Raw genomic sequence first — 23,356 nt, forward strand, 5'->3', positions numbered from 1 at the left:
ACGTTGATAATTAGGCTAATACTTTCTCAAGCGCTTGCTCAAAACGGCTGACGGTACCGTCAATATCCGTCAATTTATCCAGACCAAACAGACCTAAACGGAATGTTTTAAAGCTGTCGGGTTCGCCAACTTTCAGTGGGACGCCGCCTGCAATTTGTAAACCTTGGGCTGCAAATGCTGCACCTTTGTGCATATCATCACGGTCAGTGTAGACCACAATCACGCCGGGCGCTTGGTAGCCTTCAGCTGCGACGCTGATAATATTATGTTGATTGAGGACAGAGAGCATTTTTTGACCTAATTCAAATTGGGCGCTTTTGAGTTTATCAAGTCCAATCGCTTCGGCTTCTTTGACGGTATCGCGGAATTTGGTCAGCCCATCGGTTGGCATTGTCGCATGATACGCATGACCGCCATTTTCATAAGCGCGCATGATAGTGAGCCACTGTTTGAGATCGAGCCCAAAACTGGTCGATTCGGTGGCTTCCACTTTGGCAACCGCTTGTTCATTCATCATCACTAGCCCCGCACATGGCGTGCTTGACCAGCCTTTTTGTGGGGCAGAGATGAGCACGTCAATGCCCAACGCTTTCATATCAAGCCATGCACAGCCTGAGGCGATACAGTCAATGACCAGTAAACCACCGACACTATGTACCGCATCGGCAAGTTGTTTGATGTAGTCATCAGGCAGCATCAAGCCTGCCGCGGTTTCGACATGGGGGGCAAATACCACCGCAGGCTTTTTGGATTGAATCTCAGCGACAGCCGCCTCGATTGCCACTGGCTCAAACTGCTGTTGTTGCCCCATTGAATCGCTGTTGTCATCGATGTGTGCGGTCAGGACAGTCACATCATCCGTGATACGACCTTTTTCAAGGATTTGCGTCCAGCGAAAACTAAAAAACCCGTTACGGATGATGAGCACTGTTTGGTCAGTGGCAAGCTGGCGCGCAACCGCTTCCATACCGTAAGTCCCTGTACCCGGCACGATTGCCACCGCATCGGCGTTATACACGTTTTTTAAACTTGTGGACAAATCATTCATCACGGTTTGGAATTTTTTGGACATGTGATTGAGCGAGCGGTCGGTGTAGACCACAGAGTATTCTAATAAACCGTCTGGATCAATATCTTGGCGTAGCGCTGGCATGGGACTCTCCTTTAATATCGTTGTCTTTATCGCAAAATCGCAAATAAAATTAGTCTAGCAAAAAAGCCCTTTTAAAAAACAAAAAAATTGTAGAGCGGTTGTTAAAGTTTTTGTTATCAATGGCGCAGCATTAATGCAAAAACTGTCCGCAGCAGCGTTTGTATTTCTCACCACTACCACAGGGGCAAGGCTGCTTTTGGGTGACAGGCATGACCACTGTCGGATCCAAAAAATACCAACGGCTGGTACCATGGGTGGGAATATTCACAAAGGTGGATAGCTCATGATGGACGCCTTTGCTGTCTAAACCTTTGTTGTCTAAAGCAGCTAAATCCAAACCAGCGGAATGCACAGCTGATGCAGGCAAGTGAAAGTAGGCTTTAAACTCCACTTGTGCATGGCGTTTGCCAAGTTTTGCTAGATGGTTGATGACTTCAAGTCCTGCCCAGTCGGTCTGCTGTGCCCAGTCGCTAATTGCTTGTGTGTCGAGTAGCGGCTGCTGAAAAGGTGCGGTAGTGGCAACGATATACTCGACATGTTGAAGCACAAATGCCGCGTACCGAGCGCGCATTAGCTGTGCTGCGGTATCGGCGGTTTTTTGCCCCACATGCAGGGGCGCACAGCAATCAGCATAAGACAGTGTAGAGCCGCACGGGCAAGGTGACGTATGTATCATGTTAATGAATGTTCGGTAGGTTGATGGCGGTAGGCAAGATATTTTTCTTTAAAATAAGCCAACTAATCGGGTCTTGTAGCGTCTGCCAAAATACTTTAAACGGCGGGGCAAACACAATCAGGGCAGCCAACACGGCATATAAGCCCAAATACCAGCCTATTTGATCGAATTTAAACACTTTAAACGCAGTACCAAAAGATTTTTTGACACTCAGCCCTAACAGGTTGACGCTAAACATCTCATCTAACAGCAGATGAACAATGGCGCCAAACATCAAAAACAGTCCCAAAAACCAACTGATAACAGCGCCTTGCTTAAACCCATAAAAGCTGGCGTACACGAGGGTCATCGCCATAATCCCCAGATAGGGAATCGAGTGCACGATACCACGATGCACCGTCAATTTGCTATATAAATTAAACACACCGTAGCGCATTAGCAAATAAGATGCTAACCACAATCCTGCCAATGCCACCAACGAAAACTGCCCGACACACAAGATAACAATAAAAAATGCGCTCAACAGCGATACGACATTAAATCCTACGGTCGCGGGTACCGAGTGATCCAAATCAATATCGGGCAGCAAGCCACCAATGGTACCAGCCACTACACACATCAAATATTCAGGCGCGGTCAGCATCCCTGCTTTATAAATCACCAAGCCAGTGACGCCACTTGCGACAAAAGCGACGCTTATGTGGGTGTTAAAATTTGCCATAGTCTTCGCCCAGTTATCAAATAGCTTAAAATCAGCGAGTCAAAACTCAAGTGGTAAAATCCCGAGTGGTAAAATTTAGTGGCTAAAATCATGTAGCTCAAAACAGATAGCCAAAAATTATTTATCACATACGCAATTGCGCGCTTAATTATATGCTAATTTTGATGACAAAGCGTGAACTGAGCGCAAGGAAAATTGATTTTGTGGGGTGGGGCATGGGAAAAGCAAAACACTGTAACCTATGTAACCTAGGATGTGGCAAAGCAACATTACATACCAAAAACGCCGACTAGAAACAGACAGCAAAAACAAAAAAGCCATCGTCCGTCAGACAATGGCTTTTTTAAAATAAGTGGCGTCCCCACGGGGATTCGAACCCCGGTTACCGCCGTGAAAGGGCGATGTCCTAGGCCTCTAGACGATGGGGACGCAATCGCACGAGGTGCTCTAAGCAGACTTAATAGTGGTGGAGCTAAGCGGAGTCGAACCGCTGACCCCTTGCATGCCATGCAAGTGCTCTACCAACTGAGCTATAGCCCCATTTTTGGGAATTATTTAGACTGCTTTGCCTAAGAGTGCGCGTATTTTATTGAAAACTGATTTTGCTGTCAAGATGATTTTTGCCTAAAAACACAAAATTTTTACCCATTCTTGCTATAATGATGCCTGCTTAATGTTGCCTTCATATAACGACTGTAGATTAGTTATATTTTGTTGTTTTGTCTAAAATTATAAGGATAGCCCATGTGGTTGGTAAATTTTATTTTGCATATCGGTGATCATTTACAAGAGCTGGTCAACAACTATGGTAATTGGATTTATGCGATTTTGTTTGCCATTGTGTTTTGCGAGACGGGTCTGGTGGTGTTGCCATTTTTGCCCGGGGATTCGATGTTGTTTGCCGCAGGCACCATTGCCGCAGTGGGCGATATGAATATCTTTGTGCTGATTGGTTTATTGATTGTGGCGGCAGTATTGGGCGATTTTGTCAATTTTGAGATTGGCAAACACTTTGGGCAAAAGTTATTTTCCAATCCCAATTCCAAGATTTTTAAGCAAAGCTATTTGCAAAAAACCCACGATTATTATGAAAGATACGGCGGACGCACCATTATTATTGCCCGTTTTATTCCCATTGTGCGCACTTTCGCGCCGTTTGTAGGCGGTATGGGTAACATGAATTATGCCCAGTTTGCTCGCTATAACATCGTTGGCGCGGTATTATGGGTCGTATCTTTTACCACGCTAGGCTATTTTTTTGGTCAATTACCTTTTGTCAAAGAACATTTTTCGTGGATTATGATTGCCATTATTGTGTTTTCGGTGGTACCTATGGTGATTGAAATTATTCGCCATCGCAAGGATAAATAATTGAATGAGTCTTCAAAAATAACGCTAAATGCCAAAGTCAATCTAGCATTTAGCGTTGCCTTCCAAATTTATATTTTATCAGCCACCTATCATCGCTAGGATTCAATTTATAAAAATTTGATAGTCGGCTATAATAGCCGCTAATTTGAAATTTTTGTAAAATTGAGAAATCCATGACAAAAGTCCGTACCCGTATTGCCCCAAGCCCCACAGGCTTTCCCCACGTTGGCACCGCCTATATCGCGCTATTTAACCTTGCCTTTGCCAAAGCGCATGGCGGCGATTTTATTCTACGCATTGAAGACACCGACCAAACGCGCTCCACCGCGCAATCTGAACAAATGATTTTGGACGCCCTGCGCTGGGTCGGTCTTGACTGGTCAGAAGGTCCAGACGTCGGCGGTCCACATGCACCGTACCGCCAAAGCGAGCGTAAAGACATCTACAAACAATACGCCGAAGAACTACTGGACAAAGGCCATGCATTTCGCTGTTTTGCCACAGCCGAAGAGTTAGATCAAATGCGAGCCGAACAAATGGCGCGGGGTGAAACGCCAAAATATGACGGTCGCTATGCGAGCCTTTCCCGTGAACAATCGGACAAGCTCGCCGCCGAAGGCAAACCATTTGTCATTCGTATGCGTGTGCCAGACGAGGGTGTATGTAAATTTGACGATATGCTACGTGGGGAGGTCGAGATTCCTTGGTCACAAGTGGATATGCAAGTGCTACTCAAAACCGACGGTCTACCAACCTACCATTTGGCGAACGTGGTCGATGACCATTTGATGCAGATTACCCACGTCATCCGTGGCGAAGAGTGGATTAACTCTGCCCCAAAACATCAACTGTTGTATAAATATTTTGGTTGGGATATGCCAGTACTCTGTCATATGCCACTGCTCAGAAACCCCGACAAATCCAAACTATCCAAACGCAAAAACCCAACATCTATCACTTATTACCGTGATGCAGGTGTGTTGCCAGAAGCCTTGCTCAACTACTTGGGACGGATGGGCTACTCCATGCCAAATGAAGCCGAAAAATTCACCTTGGATGAAATGATTGCCAGTTTTGACATCAAACGGGTGTCGCTTGGCGGTCCGATTTTTGACGTGGAAAAACTCACTTGGCTCAATGGCGAATGGTTGCGTTCACTGTCACCCGAAGCCTTAAAAACCAAAATTCTCGATTGGGCAAACGACAGCGACAAACTTACCGCGATTGCCAAAGCCATTCAGCCACGCATTAACTTGTTGTCGGATGCGGTGAATTGGTCGGGCTTTTATTTCCAAAACTTGCCAACGATTAGTGATGTGGATTTTGAGCATAAAGTGTTATCCACTGAGCAAACCGTGGAGATTCTACAACTTGCGCAATGGCAGTTAGAAACCCTGCCTGTATGGACGGAGGAGCATATCCAAGCGGTATTGTCTGGTTTGGCAGGCGAGATGGGCATTAAGTTGCGTGATTTTATGTCACCATTTTTTATTGCCATCGCAGGTAGCAAGTCAAGCACGCCTGTGATGAATTCAATGTATTTGATTGGGGCGGATATGACATTGCAGCGCCTGCGTCATGCCATTGAGGTATTGGGCGGTGTCAGTAAGAAAAAAGCGAAAGAATTGGAAAAACGTCATAAAGCATTACCAAGCTTTTTGACCCAATAAGCTTAATTGTTTTGTATAAAAGTCCGTCGCTATGGCGGATTTTTTATTTTAAGGGAAGTAACCTAGGGTCATGCTAAATAACATGAATAAACCTAACAAAAATGGTATCATACCTAGCAAAATCAGATTCTAATTTTTACAATTTAAAGGTAATCATCATGGCAAATCTTCAAAACGAACTCGCCCAAGTACAGCATATCAGCGGTGAATTACACACCAATGCCCACGCCAAAATCGGTATGGTGGTAGGACGTTTTAACAGCTTTGTGGTAGAAAGTTTGGTCAGCGGCGCGATTGATACCTTACTGCGTCATGGTATCGCAGGTAGCAATATTACTGTCGTGCGTGTACCGGGTGCTTGGGAAATTCCACTGGCGGTTGCCCGTATGGCACAAACCGATAAATTTGACGCTATCATCGGTTTAGGCGCGGTGATTCGTGGTAGCACGCCGCACTTTGATTTTGTCGCTGGTGAATCTGCCAAAGGTTTGGGCGCGATTGGGTTGGATTATGACGTGCCTGTTATTAATGCGATTTTGACCACGGACAGCATTGAACAAGCCATTGAGCGCTCTGGCACCAAAGCAGGTAACAAAGGCTCAGAAGCAGCCATGGTCGCGCTTGAGATGATTAACGTATTGGGTCAAATTGACGCACAAATGGCTGGTGAATAAGGTAGCAATATGACTGACAATTCAACCCACACCTCACCAGAGCAGGCGAGTCAAGACAACGCCGTCAATTATAAAACCAGCCTGACCGCGATTCGTAAAGCACGCCGTTTTGTGGTGCAAGGGTTATATGAATGGCTGTTGACAGGCAATCCATCGCACGAAATCGAAGCGCATACCCGCAGTGAGAATGCCATGCACACCGTGCATTTGGGCTATTATCACGAGCTGCTGAGCAAAATCATTGAGCAAAGCGATGACTTAATCGCCTATATCGACAGCTTACTTGATCGTCCTTGGACACGTCTAGATAAAGTTGAGCAAGCGGTATTACTTGTCGGTGCGTATGAGATGAAGCAGCACTTGGAAGTGCCTTACAAAGTAGTGATTGATGAAGCGATTCAGCTCAACACCCATTTTGGCTCATCAGATGGTTATAAAATGATTCATGTGGTAATGGATAAAATCGCCAAAGACGCGCGTATGCCTGAAGTAGAGGCAGATGCCAAAAAAGCCAAAACAGAGGATGCGCCGCAGCCGCTATCGCAAGCGACCACTGAAGAAGAAAAATAATACCGTAAAGGGCGTACTCGCTACGTCCTTTTATGCTCGATACGGATGGCTAAGATGTCCGAATTTTCTTTGATTTATCAACATTTTCAACACTGTACGCGCAACAATCCTTTGACCCAAGTGGGTATCGGGGATGATTGCGCGATAAGCAGTATGCCAAGCGATTGCGAACTGGTGAGCTGTATTGACACGCTGGTTGCAGGTCGGCATTTTCCCTTATCAACATCCGCTTATGCCATCGGCTATAAATCGGTCGCGGTCAATTTATCCGATTTGGCAGCGATGGGGGCGACGCCCTATGCGATATTGCTGGGTATTAGCTTGCCCGCTAAGCTTGCACAGGATGACTGGCTCAAACCATTCGCCCAAGGTATCGCGGACATTTGCAACCGATTTGATGTCGAGCTCATCGGTGGCGATACCACCCAATCTAACACCTTAACCATCTCTGTCACTGCACTGGGTTTTGTGCCAACTGGGCAAGCTATTACCAGAGGGGGCACAAAAGTCGATGATATCATCTGTGTGAGCGGTGAGATTGGCTCAGCAAGTTTTGCCTTACAGCAGATTTTAAACGCTGAAAAATCTGAGCAGCACAATATCGCTTTACAACCAATCGCTTTACAGTCAGCACTCGATTTACCTGTTCCGCAAGTTGAGCTAGGGCAAAAATTACGTGGGTTTGCCCATAGCATGATTGATATTTCAGACGGGCTAGGGCAGGATTTGGGTCATATTCTAACCGCATCACAGGTGGGTGCGGTGGTCGATTTAGCCAATATTCCAACGCATCCACGATTACAAGCCTTACCAAATACTGAAAAGTGGCAACATCAGCTCAATGGCGGCGATGATTATCAGCTCTGCTTTACTATGAGCGAGCAAAATTTTGTCAAATTTAATCAACAGTTTTCGGATAAAATTTTTGCCATTGGCAAAATTGTCACAGAAAACGGCTTGAGGCTGACTTATAATAACCAACCAATTGAATTTTCGATCACTGGCTATCAGCATTTTTAGCCAAAGAACTCCCTATGACTCAACTGCATAAACCCGACGTCCGTAAAGCCAATGTTTGCCCGCCTTGTCCGCCAACCGCGAGCGTTTGGGAAAAGCTGATTTATTGGCTCGGTATCGGCTTAGGCTCAGGATTGCCAAAGCGCGCTGCTGGGACGTGGGGCACAGTGGGCGGGCTGGTGGTTGCCATTCCGATGTTATGGCTGGGTTTTTGGGGATTTTTGGCGGTTACAGTGGTGGGCGCTCTAGTCGGTAGTTATATCTGCGGTAAAACGTCTGATTTGATGGGTGTACACGATGACCCGCATATCGTATGGGATGAATGGGTCGGTATGTGGGTGTCACTTTTGCCAATTTTATGGCTGCATTTCTACGATGATGATTTATTGCAAGGTCATCAGTTAAGTTTACTGTTATTATATTTTGCTGCATTTGTCGCGTTTCGTTTTTTTGATATTCTAAAACCCTTTCCGATTAAATGGGTGGATAAAAATGTGAGCGGCGGTTTTGGTATTTTGATTGATGACATTTTGGCGGGGCTGATGGCAGGGGTTGTGCTAATAGTCTTTGTAAGTGTGCTCGTTACTTATGTTTAACCTGTTGTATCATTAAAATTAGTTTAAAAAAGAATAAGGAATTCCCATGACCAACTTAACCACCATCATCATGGCAGCCGGCAAAGGCACTCGCATGAAATCAAGCAAGCCAAAAGTCCTACAACCCTTAGCAGGCAAGCCTTTGCTACATCACGTACTCGCCACTGCCAAACAATTGGGTAGCCAAAAAAATATCATTATCTATGGTTTTGAAGGTCAACAAGTCAAAGATGCCTTTGCCGATGAACAAATTGATTGGGTCGAGCAAGCTGAGCAATTGGGCACGGGTCACGCGGTGCAAATGACTTTGCCGGTGTTGCCTACGGATGGGAAAAGCTTGATTTTATCAGGGGATGTGCCACTTATTGGCGTCGATACCTTAGAGAAATTGGCAAATACAGACAGCCGTTTTGCCATGCTGACCCTAAACTTAGCCAACCCGTTTGGCTTGGGTCGTATTGTGCGTGACAACAACCAAGTAATCGCGATTGTTGAAGAAAAAGATGCCAACGATGAGCAAAGAGAAATCACTGAAATCAATAGCGGTGTGTACTGTGTCGCCAATGATATTTTGCACAAGTACCTCAATAACTTAACCAATAACAATGCCCAAGGCGAATACTATCTTACCGATATCGTCAAAATGGCGGTAGATGACGGCATCGAAATCGCTACCGTATCGCCGACCCATCAGTTTGAAATCGAAGGCGTGAATGACCGTCTGCAGTTGGCAAATCTAGAGCGTACTTGGCAAACGCATCAAGCCCAAGCGCTAATGCAACAAGGCGTACATTTGATTGACCCAAGCCGTTTTGACTTACGCGGTTCGCTCAAAGTTGGCAAAGATGTGCAAATTGATATTAATGTCATCATTGAAGGTGACTGTGAGCTAGGTGATAACGTCAAAATCGGCGCAGGTTGTATCATCAAAAACAGCAAAATCGCCAGTGGCACTGTGGTGCAACCTTACAGTCTATTTGACAATGCGGTAGTGGGTGAAGACAACCAAATCGGACCATTTGCTCGGCTGCGCCCCAATGTGGTCACTGACAAAGAGGTGCATATCGGTAACTTTGTGGAGCTTAAAAACACCCAAATGGCAAGCGGTGCCAAAGCCAATCATTTGGCGTATTTGGGCGATGCCACCATTGGACAAAAGACCAATATCGGCGCAGGCACTATCACTGCCAATTATGATGGCGTCAATAAGTTTAAAACCGAAATCGGTGATGAGGTCAGAATTGGCTCAAATGCGGTGCTGATTGCCCCTGTGACCATTGGCGACCGTGCCACCATTGGCGCTGGTAGTGCCATCAGTAAAGCCTGCCCTGCCGAAAAACTGTCTATCGCCCGTGGCAAACAAGTCACGATTGAGGGTTGGCAACGTCCTGAAAAAAAATCTTGATATTTGAATTTTTGCCTAAATTTAACATATTCTTGCTTAATACCATAGACTTGCTTTATACGATAAAGCCGTTTGGTTAAGCAACAATAAAACAATCTAACGACTGTGTAAACGGGGGGATTGTTTTTCACAGCAGTCAAATTTGATTGCTCACACCAAAAACTGGATACTAAGGAACAGTTATGTGCGGTATCGTTGGCGCCATTCGTGCGCAAGACAATGTGGTAGATTTTTTAACCGATGGCTTAAAACGCCTAGAATATCGGGGTTATGACTCATCGGGTATTGCGGTGCAAACCAATGAAGGACTCAAACGCGTGCGCCGAGTGGGGCGTGTTGCCTTAATGGAAGCCGCTGCCAAAGAGCGCGGCGTGTATGGTCACACTGGCATTGGTCACACTCGCTGGGCAACCCACGGCGGTGTCACTGAGCCAAACGCGCATCCGCATATCTCGGGTGATTTGATTTCGGTGGTACATAACGGCATCATCGAAAACTTTGAAGCCGAGCGCGCCCGCCTTCAGCAAAATGGCTATCATTTTGAGTCACAAACCGACACCGAGGTCATCGCCCATGCAGTGCACCAGCACTACGTACAAAACGGCGGCGATTTATTCAAAGCGGTGCAAGCGGCGACCCAGCAATTTCATGGTGCCTATGCAATTGCGGTGATTGCCAACGATATGCCACAAAACATGGTGGTGGCGCGTATGGGCTGTCCATTACTCATCGGCTTAGGTGAGCATGAAACCTTTATCGCATCGGATGTCTCAGCAGTTGTCGCCTTTACCCGTCAAATTATGTATCTTGAAGATGGTGATATTGCCCAGTTGACGGCAGATGGCGTGGCACAAATGATTGACAAACAAGGCAATCCAGCGACCCGCAAAGCTACTACTTCGCAAGTGTCATTAGCGTCTCTTGAACTAGGGGCTTATAGTCACTTTATGCAAAAAGAAATCTACGAGCAGCCAAAAGCAGTGTCAGATACCGCCGAAATCTTTTTGGATGCCGGGTTTATCGCCAACAACTTTGGTGAAAATGCTGAAGCCGTTTTCAATGATATCGACAGTATTAAGATTCTTGCCTGTGGCACATCGTATTATGCTGCATCGACCGCCAAATATTGGTTGGAAAGTATTGCCAAAATTGCCACCGATGTCGAAATCGCCAGTGAATACCGTTATCGTGAGGTGATCGCCAATCCAAAACAATTGATTATCACCATCTCGCAATCAGGGGAAACGCTAGATACCATGGAGGCGCTAAAATACGCACAAGCCTTGGGTCACAAACATAGTCTATCCATCTGTAACGTGATGGAATCCGCCTTGCCTCGTGCCAGTGAGCTAGTAGTCTATACCCGAGCCGGTGCAGAGATTGGGGTCGCCTCAACCAAAGCCTTTACTACCCAGTTAGTCGCTTTATTTGGTTTAGCGGTGACACTCGGTCGTGTGCGTGGCTATGTGGATGACACTAAACTGGTCGAATACACCAATGCACTGCGTAGCTTGCCCAATGATATTCAATATGCGCTCAATCTTGAGCCACAGATTAGCAGCTGGTCAAGCAAATTTGCTGATAAGCCAAGCGCGCTATTTTTGGGACGTGGTATTCATTACCCGATTGCATTAGAAGGCGCATTGAAACTCAAAGAAATCACTTACATCCATGCAGAAGCCTATCCCGCTGGCGAGTTGAAACACGGTCCACTGGCATTGGTTGATGAAAACATGCCTGTAGTGGTGATAGCGCCAAATGACAGCCTACTTGATAAAGTCAAAGCCAATATGCAAGAAGTCTCGGCGCGTGGCGGTGAGTTGTTTGTATTTACCGATCTTGACAGTGATTTTTCCGATAGTGAAGGCGTACACGTGATTCGCACCCCACGTCATATTGGCGTGTTATCGCCTATTGTACACACCATTCCCGTACAATTGTTGTCTTACCATGTTGCGCTTGCCAAAGGTACAGACGTTGATAAACCCCGTAATTTGGCCAAGAGCGTCACGGTGGAATAAGCTAAGCTGACACAAAAAAACCGCTAATCGTTAGCGGTTTTTTTGTGGACAAAGTATTATGAAGGGTCATCATCATAGGTATAGTAGCTATTTGCGGTTTCATCAAAGCTGTCGATACGCTCAGGATAATTGCCTTCATTAAAGCGCTTTTCGTTATGGTCATGGGCGTGACGCACATCGTGATTGTAAGCAATTAACGCCTCGTTATTTGCCAAAAAACTATCAGGATTTGCCATGACCCACATTTGGTTAAAAACATCTGAGCGCGCCGATAAATTCAGTAACACGCCAGGTTCCGTAAAATAATAAAACTTGGATAATAGCTTAATCTGCCCATTTTCCAGTCGTCTGGCGATATGATACGCTTGTAAATCTTTTGGGTGTTTTAAACCCACCGCACCGACAATCGCTGCCAATGATTTAAGCGTATTTTTATGAAAATTATAGACCCGCTGTGCCTTATCAGGAATATGTAATGCCCGCTGACGATACGGGTCTTGGGTGGCAACCCCAGTTGGGCATTTGTTGGTGTGGCACGCACGTGATTGGATACAGCCTACCGCAAACATAAAGCCACGCGCGGAGTTACACCAATCTGCACCCAGTGCTAGCATGCGAGCGATATCAAAGGCAGAGATGATTTTACCACTGACACCGATTTTGATTTTGTCACGCACCCCCGCACCCACCAGCGTGTTGTGCACAAGCAAAAAGCCATCGAGTAGCGGCATGCCAACATTATCCATAAACTCAACAGGCGCAGCCCCTGTACCGCCTTCTGCACCATCAACCACGATAAAATCAGGGTAATTATCTGCTTCAATCATGGCTTTGACAATCGCCATAAACTGCCAAGGCTGCCCGACACACAGCTTAAAACCGACCGGCTTGCCCCCTGACAATTCACGCAGCTGTTGCCAAAACTGCACCATCTCACGGGGGGTAGTAAAGGCTGAGTGGCTGGCTGGGGAAACGCAGTCTGCATCCATCGGCACATCACGGGTTTCGGCAATTTCGGGGGTGATTTTTTCTTTGGGCAACACCCCGCCTTTACCAGGTTTTGCCCCTTGCGACAGCTTTATTTCAATCATTTTGACTTGCTCAATGCGCGAGCGTTCAGCAAATTTCTCGGGACTAAACGTGCCATCGTGATTACGGCATCCAAAATACCCGGTACCCAGCTCCCAAATCAAATCGCCGCCGTGTTTTTTATGGTACGGACTAATCGCACCTTCACCTGTATCATGAGCAAATCCACCGAGTTTTGCGCCCTGATTGAGCGCTTCGATTGCCGCGGCTGAAAGACTGCCAAAACTCATGGCAGAAATATTAAACACCGACATCGAGTAGGGCTGTAGGCATCGTTCACCGCCCACCAGAATACGAAAATTGGTTTCTTTGAGGGGATAGCTAAGGGTGGATTGTAAAAACCATTCTTTGCCAGACTGGTATAGATTTTCTAACGTACCAAAGGCATTGGTATCACTGACGTTTTTGGCACGTTGATAGGCAAGCGCACGCTGCTGGCGCGAAAACGGCACGGCGGCTTGGTCATCTTCAATCAAATACTGGCGCAGTTCAGGTCGGAACTCTTCCAATAGATAACGAATATGTCCCGAGATTGGATAGTTACGCAAGACGGCATGGTGTACTTGCATCAAATCATAAATGCCCACCACAAAGCCCACCAGACCAATCACTATCAGCCACCACTTGAGTAGCACAATCCCCAGGGCAAGGATAGCAAAGGCAATGACAAACACGCTGTAGCGAAACACAACGCCTTGCAAATAGGGCTCTTTATGGGTAGGGGTTACCGTGATATCAGTGCGCTTGTCAACCATGACAATCTTCCTTATCAGATAGGATCGCGGACAAAATGATCATCGCAAATTTGTTGTTATTTTAAATGTCGGAGGGGGTAATGCGATGGCAAAATGGTCAATCACTTGTCAGCAAGGTAGTGTGACAAGTGATTGTGTGATTAAAATTGTATGATTAAGCTTGAAGAGCAGCGGCGTGGTGCGCAAAATGGTCAGCGATAAAACTACTGATAAAATAGTAGCTATGGTCATAACCGTCCTGCATACGTAGCGTCATCGGATAATTGGCATCTTTGGCAGCTTGCGCAAAGAGCTCAGGTTTGAGCTGCTCAGCCAAAAACTCATCCCCGCTACCTTGGTCAATCAATAGCGGTAATTTTTTACCATGCGCAGACTGTTTCATCCACACTAAGCTATCGTAGTTTGCCCAGGTGCTTTGGTCATCGCCCAAATAAGCGCTAAAGGCTTTTTGTCCCCAAGGCACTTGTGACGGTGCGACGATGGGGGAAAAAGCCGATACGCTGGCATAGCGCTGGGGATTGCGTAGGGCAATCATCAGCGCGCCATGCCCACCCATACTATGACCAAAAATACTGCGCTGGTCACTGGCAGGGAAGTGCTGTTCGATGAGATTAGGCAACTCATCGACGATATAATCATACATCTGAAAATGCGTTGCCCAAGGCGCTTGGGTGGCATTGACATAAAAGCCTGCCCCTTGCCCCAAATCATAAGCGCTGTCGTCAGGCACATCGTTACCGCTCAAATCGACACCCCTAGGACTGGTATCGGGTGCCACCACAATCACGTTGTGACGACTGGCATACTCAGCAAACCCAGATTTTTGAATAAAGTTTTGCTCAGTACAAGTCAGCCCTGATAGCCAATATAGCACCGCACATTTTTGACCTGTTGTTTCAGTGGCTTCATGGGCGATAGCTTTGGGTGGCAAATAGATGGCAAATTTCATCTCCGTGTGTGTGGTCGCACTGGTATGCTGCCACACTTGTAGGTCACCACCGTGCAATTTATGCGATTCAATTTTTTTCATGGTGAATTTCCCATTCTTTATAATGCCAAGTTTGGTAATGGTTTAGTAATGCAATACTGAACGAATGGACTCACCTTTATGCATCAAATCAAATGCGGTATTGACATCTTCAAGACCCATGGTATGGGTGACAAAAGGTGCCAGTTGGATATCACCGTGCATGGCTTGCTCCACCATACCTGGCAGTTGTGAGCGACCTTTCACCCCACCAAATGCAGAGCCTAACCAGCGGCGACCTGTCACTAGTTGGAACGGGCGAGTGGCAATCTCTTGACCTGCAGCCGCGACACCAATAATCACGCTTTGACCCCAGCCACGATGCGCGCATTCAAGTGCCGAGCGCATGACATTGACGTTACCGATACATTCAAAACTGTGATCCACACCCCAACCTGTCATCTCAACAATCACTTGTTGAATGGGTTGGTCATAATCTTTTGGATTCACAAAATCGGTCGCGCCAAACTGACGGGCTAACTCAAATTTTTCAGGGTTGGTATCAACCGCGATAATGCGTCCTGCTTTGGCAAGTTTGGCACCTTGAATCACAGCAAGCCCAATACCACCAAGCCCAAACACCGCGACGCTATCGCCTTCTTGTACTTTAGCGGTATTTTTTACCGCACCTAGTCCTGTGGTCACGCCACAACCTAATAGACAGACTTGCTCAGGATTGGCTTCAGGATTGATTTTGGCAAGCGATACATCAGCAACGACAGTATATTCACTAAATGTCGAACAGCCCATGTAGTGATAAATTGGTTGACCTTGATAGCTAAAACGGGTAGTGCCATCAGGCATCACGCCTTTACCTTGGGTGGCACGCACCGCGACGCATAAGTTGGTTTTGTCACTTTTACAAAATAAACATTCACCACATTCAGCCGTATATAGCGGAATGACATGATCACCAGGTTGTACACTGGTTACTCCTTCACCGACTGCCATCACAATACCTGCGCCTTCATGACCTAAAACCGCTGGAAAAACCCCTTCAGGGTCATCGCCACTTAAGGTGAATGCGTCCGTGTGGCAAACGCCGGTATGGGTAATTTTGACGAGTACTTCACCTTTACGCGGTGGCTCAACGTCGATTTCGACGATTTGTAATGGTTGTCCCGCAGCGAAAGCTACCGCAGCACGCGATTTGATGGGTTTGCTAAAATCTAATGGCGCTGTGGCCGCAGTCATATCAGTCATCGGTTTATCCTTGTTATATTGGTTTTATTAAAAATGCCTTTGGTCGGCATTATAATATAACCAATTATCGCATGATTAAGCTCAAAATTGTAAGCAATTGGGTTTAATTAAATCATCATTAAAATTAAAAATTTGAATTGGATTTTTAAAAATATTTAACAATTGAAAAACGATGAAAAAAACGCCTATAGCTATAGACGTTTTTTCAATTTTGGTAAGCCATTAAGCAGGTTGTTTATCAGCTTTAACCACATTGATGAGGTTATCAACCACCTCTGGTTCTGCCAAGGTTGAAGTATCGCCTAAACCTTCAAATTCATGCGCGGCAAGTTTACGCAAAATACGGCGCATGATTTTACCGGAGCGCGTTTTCGGTAAGGCTTCGACCAGATAGAGCGAGTCTAAGTTGGCGATTGGACCAATCTCACCACGGACATGACGGTTGATTTCACCTTTGAGCATCTCGCTTGGCTCTTCGCCTGATTTTAAGATGACGTAAGCGGCAACGCCTTGACCTTTAAGCTCATGTGGCATACCGACAATAGCCGCTTCAGCGACGGAAGGATGCGATACTAACGCACTTTCAATCTCTGCCGTACCTAGGCGGTGACCAGAGACGTTTAAGACATCATCCACACGACCTGTGATCCAATAATGACCGTCTTCATCGCGCAGAGCACCATCACCTGTGAAGTAAGCGCCTGGATAGGTGCTAAAGTAAGTTTCTAAGAAGCGTTTATGGTCTCCCCAAATGGTACGCATTTGACCTGGCCAACTGTCTTTGATGATTAAGTTGCCTTCGGCAGCGCCCGTTAATTCAGCACCTTCGGCATCGACAATCGCTGGCTTGACGCCATACAGTGGATTCATCGCGGAGCCTGGTTTGAGATCAACCGTATTGGGGATTGGCGTCATCAAAATCCCCCCTGTTTCAGTTTGCCACCAAGTATCAACAATCGGACAACGACCTTCGCCCACCACGTTATAGTACCAGTTCCAAGCTTCAGGATTGATAGGTTCACCCACCGAGCCCAACAGACGTAAGCTAGAGCGGTTTGATTTACGGACGTAATCATCGCCTTCTTTCATCATCGCGCGAATGGCGGTTGGCGCAGTATACAAGATGGTAACGTCATGCTTGTCAACAATATGACCGATACGCGCCCAATCTGGGTACTGCGGCACCCCTTCAAACATCACGGTCGTTGTGCCATTAGCAAGCGGTCCATATACAACATAGGTGTGACCGGTGACCCAGCCCACATCGGCGGTACACCAAAATACGTCATTGTCTTTGATATCAAACACGTCACGGAAGGTGGATAGCGCATAGGTCAAATAACCACCGGTGGTATGTAACACGCCTTTAGGCTTGCCAGTTGAGCCTGAAGTGTAAAGTAAAAATAGCGGGTCTTCGGCATTCATTGGCTCTGGTGGACAGTCTTCAGAGGCATTGTCGATTAAGTTGTGATACCAAATGTCGCGGCGACCGCTCATTGGGATGGATTCACCGGTACGGTACACCACAATGACATTTTCAACACATTCGGTGCCGTCATAGTCTAGCGCACGATCCACATTTTGTTTAAGCGGCGTATGTTTACCACCACGCACAGATTCATCAGCGGTGATTACAATTTTTGATTGGCTATCGATGATACGGCTGGCTAGACTGTCCGTTGAAAACCCGCCGAATACCAATGAGTGAACCGCGCCAATCCGCGCACAAGCCAGCATCGCAACAGCCGCTTCAGGAATCATCGGTAAATAAATAGTGACGCGGTCGCCTTTTTTGACGCCTTTACGACGCAGTGCGCTACCAAGGCGGCATACTTCTGAATGTAGCTCTTTGTAGGAGATAATTTTATGAAGTGAGGGGTGGTCGCCTTCCCAAATAATCGCAGGCTTGTAAGGGTTTTCAGCAACGTGACGGTCAAGACAGTTGACCGATAGATTAAGCTCACCATCTTCAAACCATTTAATGCTAAAATTGTTTAGGTCATAATTGACGTTTTTGATTTTGGTGGGTTTTTTTATCCAATCAATCCATTCAGCGCGTTTTGCCCAAAACGCTTCATTGTTTTCCACAGATTCTTGATAGGTTTCGGCGTATTTTTGGGGAGTGGTATTGGCTTTAGCAGCAAATTCAGCGCTATGAGGGTAGCTCTTCATAAAACATTCCTTGTTATGACTCGTAGGTTGGTGGGGTAATACTCTAAATGGCTACGAACTGACAAACGGCTCAAATAGGTAGTGGGCTTAACTTCAAAAACAACATTTTCACGTTGATAAGCTAACATTGACAAGTTGGCAGTAACACGGGCTAGCAACACAGCGATAAAACGAGCCATCAATAAACGTCCGCTCACTATGAAAATGCAATACAATCTAATCCTTGATTCTAGAGTGCCTTTTCCTTAGTTTGGCAAAAAATCACAAATTTTGCAATGTTACTCAAGATATTTTAGGGATATTTTTTCCGATCTTGGGCAAATATCTTTATTGTAAGCAGATTCTCATTTGGTCTTTTACTTGATAAATAGCGGTCATCATGCAGCAACAACATATTTCACCAAATACTTCACCAAAGATTGACACGGTTCAAAATCACGCTGGGTCAACAAACGCACCGTCCACGTTTGCGTATGATGTCATCATCATCGGGGCAGGGGCATCAGGACTATTTTGTGCATTGACGGCGGGCAAGCGTGGACGGCGGGTACTGGTGCTAGATCATGCCAATAAAGCGGGCAAGAAAATCCTTATGAGCGGCGGTGGGCGCTGTAATTTTACCAACTATGACATTGAGCCTAAGCATTATTTAAGTAACAATCCGCACTTTTGCAAATCGGCATTGTCACGCTATTTAAATTGGGATTTTATTGGCATGGTTAGCCAGTATCAGATTCCCTATCATGAGCGTGAGCATGGGCAACTGTTCTGTGATAACTCTGCCAATGATATTTTGCAAATGCTACTGACTGAGTGCCGCGCCTATAAAGTAACTATTCAACTAAAAACCACCATCCAGCAAATCCAAGCGTTACCCGACAATACGGGGTTTGTTTTAACTGTCAATCAACCAGCTAGTCAACAGCCTCATCAACTAGCCAATCAAAAAAATAGCGAGCAAACCTTAACTTGTCACTCGTTGGTAGTCGCCACAGGCGGGTTGTCAATTCCGACCATGGGTGCGACAGGATTTGGTTACCAAGTAGCGCAGCAATTTGGGCATACCATTGTGCCAACATCGGCAGGACTAGTACCCTTTACCTTTACCGATAAGATTGGCGATGCGATTAAATCGTTATCGGGGGTTAGTTTTGAGGTCATTGCATTTAATGAGCGCATCAGTTTTAGGTTGCCCATACTATTTACCCATCGCGGTTTATCCGGACCTGCGATGTTACAGCTATCGAATTATTGGCACGTGGGCGAGCCGATTTTTATCAATTTATTCCCAAGCCTTGATATGGCAGTATTTTTAGCCGAGCAAAAAAAACAGCACCCAAAACAGCTGATTAGAACCGTGCTAAATGACCAGATAGGCGCGGCGACGCTACCTAAAAAAGTGATGACTACTTTGCAAAGTTTATTGTGGCAAGACATGGCTGAGACTGAGCTTGCCAATATTAAAGACGAGAAGTTAGCGCAGCTTGGTGAGCAGCTCAATGCTTGGCGTTTGACGCCATCAGGCACTGAAGGCTATCGTACAGCTGAAGTCACACGCGGTGGCGTTGCTACTGATAAAGTCTCTTCAAAAACCATGCAAAGTCAGTTACAACCGAATTTGTATTTTATCGGTGAAGTGCTCGATGTTACTGGTTGGTTAGGTGGCTACAATTTCCAATGGGCTTGGGCAAGTGGGTTTGTAGCTGGCGAAGTGGTTTAGCTATAAATATAAAATGAAAGAGGTTTAGCTATAAAATGGTTTAGTTTTGAAGTGGGTTAGGTATTGATGACCCTAAAAAAAATAGTTAAAAAAGGCATCAGCGAAATGCCTTTTTTATTTTAACCGATTTATTTTAACGCATTTACGTTAATCAAGTTTGGTGGGTGTTTAATGTTGGCGCGCAACCGGTTGTTGCAGCGCTTGAGGTAACTCAAGAATGGTCAGATTACTGGCGGCAATATCATCGGGACGTGCCACCACCAAGGCTTCAAAACCTGTGTCAGTAGCAATGCTATTGACCACATCGACACTGCCAATTTTTTCACCTGGGTTAGGTATATCACCGGTACCTGCTACGCGGTGGAGCCAAGCTTTTGGGCTGGCTTTAAAATATAACCGTGCAATGATTTCTTGACCTAAATAACAGCCTTTATCGTAATCAACACCGCCTTGTTGGTGTAGACGTAACTCTTGGGGTTGCCACAAGCCTGCGGTGGCTTTGACAATCCAGTAATTGCCTGTAGCAATACTCGCTTTTTGCCATGCTTTACGGTCAACATCGGTGTCAGTGCCATTCTCTGATTCGCTAAAACTAGGTACCCCATTGTCAACAACCGCAAAAATATCACGTGGGGCTGATAGGGTGAGTTTTGAGAACGCCGCATATTTTTTGATATGCTTAGCAAACTCATCAGCACAGTCTTGGCTGATGACGATTTGGTAAGCGTCATCCGCTATTTTTCTAATCCAAATACCCAACGCAACGCGCCCTTTGAGATTACTAATCGCGGTCGCTTGGAATTGGTCGCTGAGTTTGGTGACGTTGCAGGTTAATTGTCCTTGCAAGAATTTTTGGGCATCGGCACCGGTTATATCAAAGACGACGAAATCTGTCATGGTGGCTCTCTTTTTATTTGCTAAAAAAATTATGATCAAAGTTTTGCACAATTGGGCTCGGACTGCAATCATGCTTTACTAGGTTATGCTTGACTAAATGCTGGTTTAAGTCCTGCTTGTCTAACTACTGTTACTAGGTCATTTGTCAGAGGGTTTTCTGTGCTGGCTGATTACTATTATTGATGTGACTTATCGCGTACAATACATCACTTAACGACTGTTAAATTTTTTTTAAGATAATTGAGCGTGTGCTATGAGTTTACCTGCCTGTCCCCCATGCCCCAAGTGTAAAGAAAATTATACATACCAAGATGGTGATTTATTGATTTGCCCGATGTGTGGCTTTGAAGCAGAGCAGCAGGCATGGCAAGCGGGCGAAACCGAAGCAGCCAGCGAACAAATTATTAAAGATGCCGTCGGCAATGTGCTACAAGATGGGGATAGTGTGACGGTTATTAAAGACTTAAAAGTCAAAGGCGCAAGCACGCCCATTAAAGTGGGTACTAAAGTCAAATCCATTCGTCTGCTCCATGATGCTGCCGATGATCATGATATTGATTGTAAAATTGACGGTTTTGGCGCGATGAAACTCAAATCCAGCGTTGTCAAAAAAGCCTAGTTTGCGGAGGGTTTAGGCAATGTTTGGAGTTTTAAGCCTGCAACAGATATTGACACCCAAAGCTTATCTTTTTTTATGACATCCCAAAAGCTGTCACAATAAATTCAGTAGGTGATTGTAGAAAAATACGTTACAATAAGGCTATTTTTCTAAAAATTTAATCATATACTTTTTTGTTAGTAGGTAATTGTGACCGCCTTATCTCATATTCGTAATTTTTCTATTATTGCCCATATCGACCACGGTAAATCCACGCTTGCCGACCGCATTATCCAAATGTGTGGGGGGCTACAAGCACGTGAAATGCAGGCGCAAGTACTTGACTCGATGGATATTGAGCGCGAGCGCGGTATTACCATTAAAGCCCAATCTGTCACACTGTATTATAACCACCCAAACGGTGATAAATACCAGTTTAACTTTATTGATACCCCAGGGCACGTCGATTTTTCGTATGAAGTATCGCGTTCACTGGCGGCTTGTGAAGGCGCTTTACTGGTGGTTGATGCCGCGCAAGGCGTAGAAGCGCAGTCGGTTGCCAACTGTTATACCGCGATTGAGCAGGGGCTTGAAGTATTACCGGTACTCAACAAGATTGACTTACCGCAAGTGGATCCCGAGCGCGTGATTCAAGAAATCGAAGACATTATCGGGATTGAAGCGATGGATGCACCCCGCGTTTCTGCCAAGACAGGCGTGGGCGTGGATGATTTGCTACAAGCGATTGTTGAGCGTATTCCCGCGCCTGAAGGCGACCGGGATGCCCCTTTGCAAGCGTTAATTATTGACTCATGGTTTGACAATTATCTTGGGGTTGTGTCACTGGTACGTGTGCGTCAAGGCACGCTCAAAAAAGACGATAAAATCCATATCAAATCCACCAAAGGCACGCATATTGTGACATCGATTGGGGTATTTACCCCAAAATCGTTTGAGACCAATATTTTAGAAGCAGGCGAAGTGGGTTTCGTGATTGCCGGTATCAAAGACATTGGCGGCGCGCCTGTGGGTGATACCATTACCCTTGCCAAAACCCCAGATGTAGATAGCATACCAGGGTTTAAAAAGGTCAAGCCACAAGTCTATGCCGGTATGTTCCCTGTCGATTCGAGTGACTTTGAGGCGTTTCGTGAAGCGCTACAAAAACTGCAAGTCAATGACGCTGCGTTGTTTTTTGAGCCTGATACCTCTGATGCCCTTGGGTTTGGTTTTCGCTGTGGTTTCTTGGGGATGCTCCATATGGAAATCATCCAAGAACGTCTTGAGCGTGAATACGATTTAGATTTGATTACCACCGCCCCGACCGTTATCTACGAAATCAAAAAACGCAATGGTGAGATTATCCAAATCGATAACCCATCAAAAATGCCTGACCCAGGTCTGATTGATGAGTTTCGTGAGCCGATTGCGCGCTGTCACATTCTGGTGCCACCCGATTATCTGGGTAACGTGATGACATTATGTATCGAGCGTCGTGGTATCCAAGTTGATATGAAGTTTATGGGACAGCAAGTGCAGTTGACCTTTGATATTCCGATGGGTGAAGTGGTCATGGACTTTTTTGACCGTCTAAAATCAGTGTCACGTGGCTTTGCGTCACTTGATTACGGCTTTGAGCGCTTTGAAACAGATAAATTGGTGCGGGTGGATGTGCTCATTAATGGCGAAAAAGTTGATGCTTTGGCGATGATTTGTCATGCTGATCAAGCGCGCTATCGCGGTAATCAGCTGGTTGAAAAAATGAAAGAATTGATTCCGCGCCAAATGTTTGACGTGGCAATTCAAGCGGCGATTGGTAGCCAAATCATCGCCCGTAGCACGGTCAAAGCCATGCGTAAAGACGTACTTGCTAAATGTTATGGTGGTGACGTGTCACGTAAGAAAAAACTACTGTCAAAGCAAAAAGAAGGTAAAAAACGCATGAAGCAAGTGGGGCGTGTTGAGATTCCACAAGAAGCGTTTTTGGCGGTGTTAAAAGTGGATAACCAGTCGTAGAGGCA

Annotated in this window: 19 protein-coding genes and 2 tRNA genes; 11 read left to right on the top strand and 10 right to left on the bottom strand. The window is 45.8% G+C overall.

From position 1 onward, the window contains the following. Positions 1–10: 10 nt before the first annotated feature. The 5 genes from RT034_RS05045 to RT034_RS05065 form a co-directional block, all read right to left on the bottom strand. Complete coding sequence (locus tag RT034_RS05045; protein WP_313014418.1) at positions 11–1,153, bottom strand: aminotransferase class V-fold PLP-dependent enzyme; 1,143 nt, start codon at positions 1,151–1,153, stop codon at positions 11–13. A gap of 130 nt (positions 1,154–1,283) precedes the next feature. Beyond that, positions 1,284–1,829, bottom strand: a complete 546-nt coding sequence (locus tag RT034_RS05050) for a YchJ family protein (RefSeq protein WP_313014420.1) — start codon at positions 1,827–1,829, stop codon at positions 1,284–1,286. Position 1,830: 1 nt separating this feature from the next. Beyond that, positions 1,831–2,550 carry a metal-dependent hydrolase gene (locus RT034_RS05055; RefSeq protein WP_313014421.1) on the bottom strand — a complete coding sequence of 240 codons (720 nt, stop codon included), beginning with the start codon at positions 2,548–2,550 and terminating at the stop codon, positions 1,831–1,833. A gap of 353 nt (positions 2,551–2,903) precedes the next feature. Further along, positions 2,904–2,979: transfer RNA gene (locus RT034_RS05060), tRNA-Glu, on the bottom strand. 35 nt (positions 2,980–3,014) lie between these two features. Then, positions 3,015–3,090, bottom strand: a tRNA-Ala gene (locus RT034_RS05065). 204 nt (positions 3,091–3,294) lie between these two features. On the opposite strand from RT034_RS05065, the gene RT034_RS05070 reads away from it, so the two are divergent. From RT034_RS05070 to glmS, 8 genes are all read left to right on the top strand, one after another. Then, complete coding sequence (locus RT034_RS05070; RefSeq protein ID WP_050325648.1) at positions 3,295–3,921, top strand: DedA family protein; 627 nt, start codon at positions 3,295–3,297, stop codon at positions 3,919–3,921. A gap of 173 nt (positions 3,922–4,094) precedes the next feature. Beyond that, a complete protein-coding gene (gene gltX, locus RT034_RS05075; RefSeq protein ID WP_313014424.1) occupies positions 4,095–5,591 on the top strand; it encodes a glutamate--tRNA ligase in 1,497 nt (498 codons plus the stop codon). Positions 5,592–5,749: 158 nt separating this feature from the next. Then, entirely contained in the window at positions 5,750–6,265 is a 516-nt protein-coding gene (ribH, locus tag RT034_RS05080) for a 6,7-dimethyl-8-ribityllumazine synthase (protein ID WP_007115135.1), read from the top strand. 9 nt (positions 6,266–6,274) lie between these two features. Beyond that, positions 6,275–6,835 carry a transcription antitermination factor NusB gene (gene nusB, locus RT034_RS05085; RefSeq protein ID WP_060994644.1) on the top strand — a complete coding sequence of 187 codons (561 nt, stop codon included), beginning with the start codon at positions 6,275–6,277 and terminating at the stop codon, positions 6,833–6,835. A 54-nt stretch (positions 6,836–6,889) separates the two neighbouring features. After that, complete coding sequence (thiL, locus tag RT034_RS05090) at positions 6,890–7,855, top strand: thiamine-phosphate kinase (protein ID WP_313014444.1); 966 nt, start codon at positions 6,890–6,892, stop codon at positions 7,853–7,855. Positions 7,856–7,869: 14 nt separating this feature from the next. Further along, entirely contained in the window at positions 7,870–8,448 is a 579-nt protein-coding gene (locus tag RT034_RS05095) for a phosphatidylglycerophosphatase A family protein (RefSeq protein ID WP_313014448.1), read from the top strand. A gap of 46 nt (positions 8,449–8,494) precedes the next feature. Next, a complete protein-coding gene (glmU, locus tag RT034_RS05100) occupies positions 8,495–9,853 on the top strand; it encodes a bifunctional UDP-N-acetylglucosamine diphosphorylase/glucosamine-1-phosphate N-acetyltransferase GlmU (RefSeq protein WP_313014450.1) in 1,359 nt (452 codons plus the stop codon). 182 nt (positions 9,854–10,035) lie between these two features. After that, on the top strand, positions 10,036–11,874 hold the full coding sequence (gene glmS / locus RT034_RS05105; protein WP_313014453.1) for a glutamine--fructose-6-phosphate transaminase (isomerizing): 1,839 nt from the start codon (positions 10,036–10,038) through the stop codon (positions 11,872–11,874). A 56-nt stretch (positions 11,875–11,930) separates the two neighbouring features. Here glmS and RT034_RS05110 read toward each other — a convergent pair whose 3' ends face one another. The 4 genes from RT034_RS05110 to acs form a co-directional block, all read right to left on the bottom strand. Further along, entirely contained in the window at positions 11,931–13,718 is a 1,788-nt protein-coding gene (locus RT034_RS05110) for an FMN-binding glutamate synthase family protein (RefSeq protein ID WP_313014457.1), read from the bottom strand. Between the two features lie 154 nt (positions 13,719–13,872). Further along, positions 13,873–14,748 carry an S-formylglutathione hydrolase gene (gene fghA / locus RT034_RS05115; RefSeq protein WP_313014461.1) on the bottom strand — a complete coding sequence of 292 codons (876 nt, stop codon included), beginning with the start codon at positions 14,746–14,748 and terminating at the stop codon, positions 13,873–13,875. A 42-nt stretch (positions 14,749–14,790) separates the two neighbouring features. After that, positions 14,791–15,900 carry an S-(hydroxymethyl)glutathione dehydrogenase/class III alcohol dehydrogenase gene (locus tag RT034_RS05120; protein WP_313014767.1) on the bottom strand — a complete coding sequence of 370 codons (1,110 nt, stop codon included), beginning with the start codon at positions 15,898–15,900 and terminating at the stop codon, positions 14,791–14,793. Between the two features lie 270 nt (positions 15,901–16,170). After that, complete coding sequence (gene acs / locus RT034_RS05125) at positions 16,171–18,120, bottom strand: acetate--CoA ligase (RefSeq protein ID WP_313014464.1); 1,950 nt, start codon at positions 18,118–18,120, stop codon at positions 16,171–16,173. Between the two features lie 379 nt (positions 18,121–18,499). On the opposite strand from acs, the gene RT034_RS05130 reads away from it, so the two are divergent. Then, positions 18,500–19,840 (top strand): BaiN/RdsA family NAD(P)/FAD-dependent oxidoreductase, encoded by a 1,341-nt coding sequence (locus RT034_RS05130; RefSeq protein WP_313014468.1) that lies wholly within the window; start codon positions 18,500–18,502, stop codon positions 19,838–19,840. 168 nt (positions 19,841–20,008) lie between these two features. Here RT034_RS05130 and ygfZ read toward each other — a convergent pair whose 3' ends face one another. Beyond that, the gene (gene ygfZ / locus RT034_RS05135) at positions 20,009–20,737 is read right to left on the bottom strand and encodes a CAF17-like 4Fe-4S cluster assembly/insertion protein YgfZ (RefSeq protein WP_313014472.1); all 729 of its coding nucleotides are present in this window, start codon (positions 20,735–20,737) and stop codon (positions 20,009–20,011) included. A gap of 253 nt (positions 20,738–20,990) precedes the next feature. Between ygfZ and RT034_RS05140 the strand changes: the two genes are divergently transcribed. Together RT034_RS05140 and lepA are read left to right on the top strand one after the other, a co-directional pair. Further along, positions 20,991–21,356, top strand: a complete 366-nt coding sequence (locus tag RT034_RS05140; RefSeq protein WP_313014476.1) for a zinc ribbon domain-containing protein YjdM — start codon at positions 20,991–20,993, stop codon at positions 21,354–21,356. 189 nt (positions 21,357–21,545) lie between these two features. Further along, positions 21,546–23,351 carry a translation elongation factor 4 gene (lepA, locus tag RT034_RS05145; RefSeq protein ID WP_313014481.1) on the top strand — a complete coding sequence of 602 codons (1,806 nt, stop codon included), beginning with the start codon at positions 21,546–21,548 and terminating at the stop codon, positions 23,349–23,351. Positions 23,352–23,356 lie beyond the last annotated feature (5 nt).

Origin of the sequence: Moraxella sp. CTOTU48841 (assembly GCF_032061225.1) — a bacterium.
GTDB classification, from domain to species: domain Bacteria; phylum Pseudomonadota; class Gammaproteobacteria; order Pseudomonadales; family Moraxellaceae; genus Faucicola; species Faucicola cinerea.

Coding starts and splice junctions, on each gene's coding strand:
- RT034_RS05045 (WP_313014418.1), bottom strand. CDS start 1,153: ATGCCAGCGCTACGCCAAGATATTGATCCAGACGGTTTATTAGAATAC.
- RT034_RS05050 (WP_313014420.1), bottom strand. CDS start 1,829: ATGATACATACGTCACCTTGCCCGTGCGGCTCTACACTGTCTTATGCT.
- RT034_RS05055 (WP_313014421.1), bottom strand. CDS start 2,550: ATGGCAAATTTTAACACCCACATAAGCGTCGCTTTTGTCGCAAGTGGC.
- RT034_RS05070 (WP_050325648.1), top strand. CDS start 3,295: ATGTGGTTGGTAAATTTTATTTTGCATATCGGTGATCATTTACAAGAG.
- gltX (WP_313014424.1), top strand. CDS start 4,095: ATGACAAAAGTCCGTACCCGTATTGCCCCAAGCCCCACAGGCTTTCCC.
- ribH (WP_007115135.1), top strand. CDS start 5,750: ATGGCAAATCTTCAAAACGAACTCGCCCAAGTACAGCATATCAGCGGT.
- nusB (WP_060994644.1), top strand. CDS start 6,275: ATGACTGACAATTCAACCCACACCTCACCAGAGCAGGCGAGTCAAGAC.
- thiL (WP_313014444.1), top strand. CDS start 6,890: ATGTCCGAATTTTCTTTGATTTATCAACATTTTCAACACTGTACGCGC.
- RT034_RS05095 (WP_313014448.1), top strand. CDS start 7,870: ATGACTCAACTGCATAAACCCGACGTCCGTAAAGCCAATGTTTGCCCG.
- glmU (WP_313014450.1), top strand. CDS start 8,495: ATGACCAACTTAACCACCATCATCATGGCAGCCGGCAAAGGCACTCGC.
- glmS (WP_313014453.1), top strand. CDS start 10,036: ATGTGCGGTATCGTTGGCGCCATTCGTGCGCAAGACAATGTGGTAGAT.
- RT034_RS05110 (WP_313014457.1), bottom strand. CDS start 13,718: ATGGTTGACAAGCGCACTGATATCACGGTAACCCCTACCCATAAAGAG.
- fghA (WP_313014461.1), bottom strand. CDS start 14,748: ATGAAAAAAATTGAATCGCATAAATTGCACGGTGGTGACCTACAAGTG.
- acs (WP_313014464.1), bottom strand. CDS start 18,120: ATGAAGAGCTACCCTCATAGCGCTGAATTTGCTGCTAAAGCCAATACC.
- RT034_RS05130 (WP_313014468.1), top strand. CDS start 18,500: ATGCAGCAACAACATATTTCACCAAATACTTCACCAAAGATTGACACG.
- ygfZ (WP_313014472.1), bottom strand. CDS start 20,737: ATGACAGATTTCGTCGTCTTTGATATAACCGGTGCCGATGCCCAAAAA.
- RT034_RS05140 (WP_313014476.1), top strand. CDS start 20,991: ATGAGTTTACCTGCCTGTCCCCCATGCCCCAAGTGTAAAGAAAATTAT.